This is a genomic window from Spirillospora sp. NPDC046719 (assembly GCF_040645715.1).
In the GTDB taxonomy this organism is placed as follows: Bacteria; Actinomycetota; Actinomycetes; order Streptosporangiales; family Streptosporangiaceae; genus Spirillospora.
In genome coordinates this window covers 1-2,487 of record NZ_JBEYYT010000781.1, presented here as the reverse complement: position 1 = coordinate 2,487, position 2,487 = coordinate 1, and the positions used below count along the sequence as shown (strand labels likewise).

Here is a 2,487-nt window from a genome sequence, read left to right as displayed (position 1 = left end):
GAACGCGAGGGCGGCCTCCCCGATCGCGGTGGCGCCGCTCGCGCAGCCCGTCGAGTACGTCGGGCACGGCCCCTCGCACCCGTGCCGGATCGAGATGTTCGCGGCGGTCGCGTTCGGCATGATCATCGGGACGGCGGGGGCCGGGACGCGGTGCAGCGTCCCCGCGTGCTCGTGCCCGCCGAGCGCGACCACCGACGCGAGGTTCGCGGCGGCCGTCCCGACGTACACCCCGCGCCGCCCCGGCGCCGGGGCGTCCGGCCCGGGCAGGCCCGCGTCGGCGAGCGCGTCCTCGGCGGCCGCGACGCCGAGGCGCGTCATGCGGTCGAGGCGCCGCAGCTCGGGACGGGTGAAGTAGCGCTCCTCCTCGAACGGCTGCGCGGGGCACCCGTAGGAGACCGCCGTCCCCGCCTCCAGCAGGTCCTGGACGTGGACGGCCTGCGACTTCCCGGAGAAGACGGTGGCGACGACCTCGTCCGGGGTGCCGCCCGCCGGGCTCTTCACGCCGAACCCGGTGACCACCACCCGGGGAGTTCCGTCGGCCCGGCGCGCAGCAGTCATCCGTCACCTCGCGGTCGTCAGGGAAAACGCAAGGATTGGAAGCTAGCCGCCCTCCACGCGCCGCCACTTGGCCCTCCGGGCACATTTCTCGCGGGCGTTTTTGTCACCACCATGCGAGAACTCCGGAAACGCCTTCACGGCGGTACGGATCAGGGGACGCTGGTGCTTTTCCGTTTCCGGGGAACGGGACTTCGGCGCGGTTCCGTCAGCGTTCGCGGCCCGCGGCCGACGTCATGGGCAGCCGCTCGTCGGCGTTCTCGGCCGCCCAGGCGCCGCGGACCCAGGCGTGGGCCGGGTCGTCGCAGATCCGCCAGGCCCGCTCCTCCCCCGGCCCCGCCATCACGTTCAGGTAGTACAGGTCGTAGCCCGGCACCGCCATCGACGGGCCGTGCCAGCCGTGCGGGATCAGCACGACGTCGCCGGTGCGGACCTCCTCCAGCACGTCGATCGGGCGCTCCGCGGTGCCGTACACCCGCTGGTAGCCCATGCCCGGACGGCCGTCGGGACCGTCCGCGACCTCGAAGTAGTAGATCTCCTCCAGCACCGACTCGGTCGCCGTCTCCTCGTCGTGCTTGTGCGGCGGGTAGGACGACCAGTTCCCGCCGGGCGTCAGCACCTCGCAGGCGATCAGCCGGTCGGCCTCGAACGCCTCCGGGGTGCAGAAGTTGTTCACCTGGCGGCTCGCCGCCCCGGCGCCGCGCAGCTCCACGGGCACCCCTTCGGCGGGTCCGTAGCGCGGCGGAAGGCGGCGCTCGCAGCGGGCGGACGGCAGCGCGAACCGGCCGCCGTCCCGCGACGACACGACCACCGTGGCGTCGCGCGGCGCGTAGGCGAAGTCGGTGACGCGGGAGAAGACGTCGGCGCGCCCCCGCAGGTCGAACGGCACGGCCTCCTCGCCGGGGACCGTGACGGCGGCGCGGCACGATCCGGCGAGCGGCAGGACGAGGGTCTCGGAGTCCCCCGTCTCGACGGTCACCTCCTCGCCGGGGCCGAGCGTCACGACGCGCAGGCCCGAGTACGCCCACCCGGCGTCCGCCGGCGCGATGTCCACCCCGGTCGTCCCGGTCGTTCCGTCGCCCCAGGTCATTCCGTCCTCCTCGCGGGGGTTCACAGCGCCGCCACCGCGGCGTCGACCGCCGCCGCGACGTCGCCGCCCGGCGGGTACAGCAGGCTGCGGCCGATGACCAGGCCGCGGACGGTCGGCAGCTTCAGCGCCTCCCGCCAGCCGGCGAGCGCGGCGTCCGGGTCGGCGGACACCTCGCCGCCGAGCAGCAGCGCGGGCAGCGTCGAGGCCGCCATGACCCGCTCCATCTCCGGCACGACGGGCACCTTGAGCCAGGTGCGCGAGGACGTGGCGCCGAGCCCGGAGGCGATCGCGACCGCGCGGATCATCGCCTCCGTCGTGAGCTCGTTGCGGACGCGCCCGTCCTCGCCCCGCGCCGACATGAACGGCTCGACCATCGCCATCAGGCCGTGCGCGGCCAGGTCGGTGACCGCGCGCCCGCACGCCTCCAGCGTCCGCGCGGTGGCCGGGTCGGCGGGGTCGACGCGCAGCAGCATCTTGCCGCCGTCCAGCCCGGCCGCCGCGATCGCGGGCGCGCTGTAGGCGGTGAACCGGTCGTCGATCTCGAACGACGCGCCGGCGAGGCCGCCCCGGTTCATGGAGCCGACGGCGAGCTTGCCGTCCAGCGCGCCGAGCAGGAGCAGGTCCTCCAGCACGTCGGGGGTGCCGAGCACGCCGTTCACGCCGGGCCGCGCCAGCGCCGTGCACATCCGCTCCAGCAGGTCGCGGCGGTCGGCCATGGCCAGCGGGTCGGACCCGGCGCGCAGCGCGCCGCGCGCCGGATGGTCGGCCGCGATGATCATCAGCGGGCCGGACGCACCGGGCGGGCCGGCCGCGCGCACGCGCCGGGCGGCGGGGCGCGGCCC

At 75.6% G+C, this 2,487-nt stretch carries 3 protein-coding genes; all 3 read right to left on the bottom strand.

All coding sequences use genetic code 11. The features are described from left to right. A partial coding sequence (locus ABZ914_RS50125) for a beta-ketoacyl synthase N-terminal-like domain-containing protein (protein WP_500201638.1) occupies positions 1–558 on the bottom strand: 558 nt, incomplete at its 3' end. A gap of 205 nt (positions 559–763) precedes the next feature. Beyond that, complete coding sequence (gene iolB, locus ABZ914_RS50120; RefSeq protein WP_500201637.1) at positions 764–1,645, bottom strand: 5-deoxy-glucuronate isomerase; 882 nt, start codon at positions 1,643–1,645, stop codon at positions 764–766. Between the two features lie 20 nt (positions 1,646–1,665). Continuing rightward, a partial coding sequence (locus ABZ914_RS50115; protein ID WP_500201636.1) for a Cgl0159 family (beta/alpha)8-fold protein occupies positions 1,666–2,487 on the bottom strand: 822 nt, incomplete at its 5' end.

Excerpts from the sequence above, each read along its gene's own strand:
- iolB (WP_500201637.1), bottom strand. The coding sequence starts at position 1,645 with ATGACCTGGGGCGACGGAACGACCGGGACGACCGGGGTGGACATCGCG.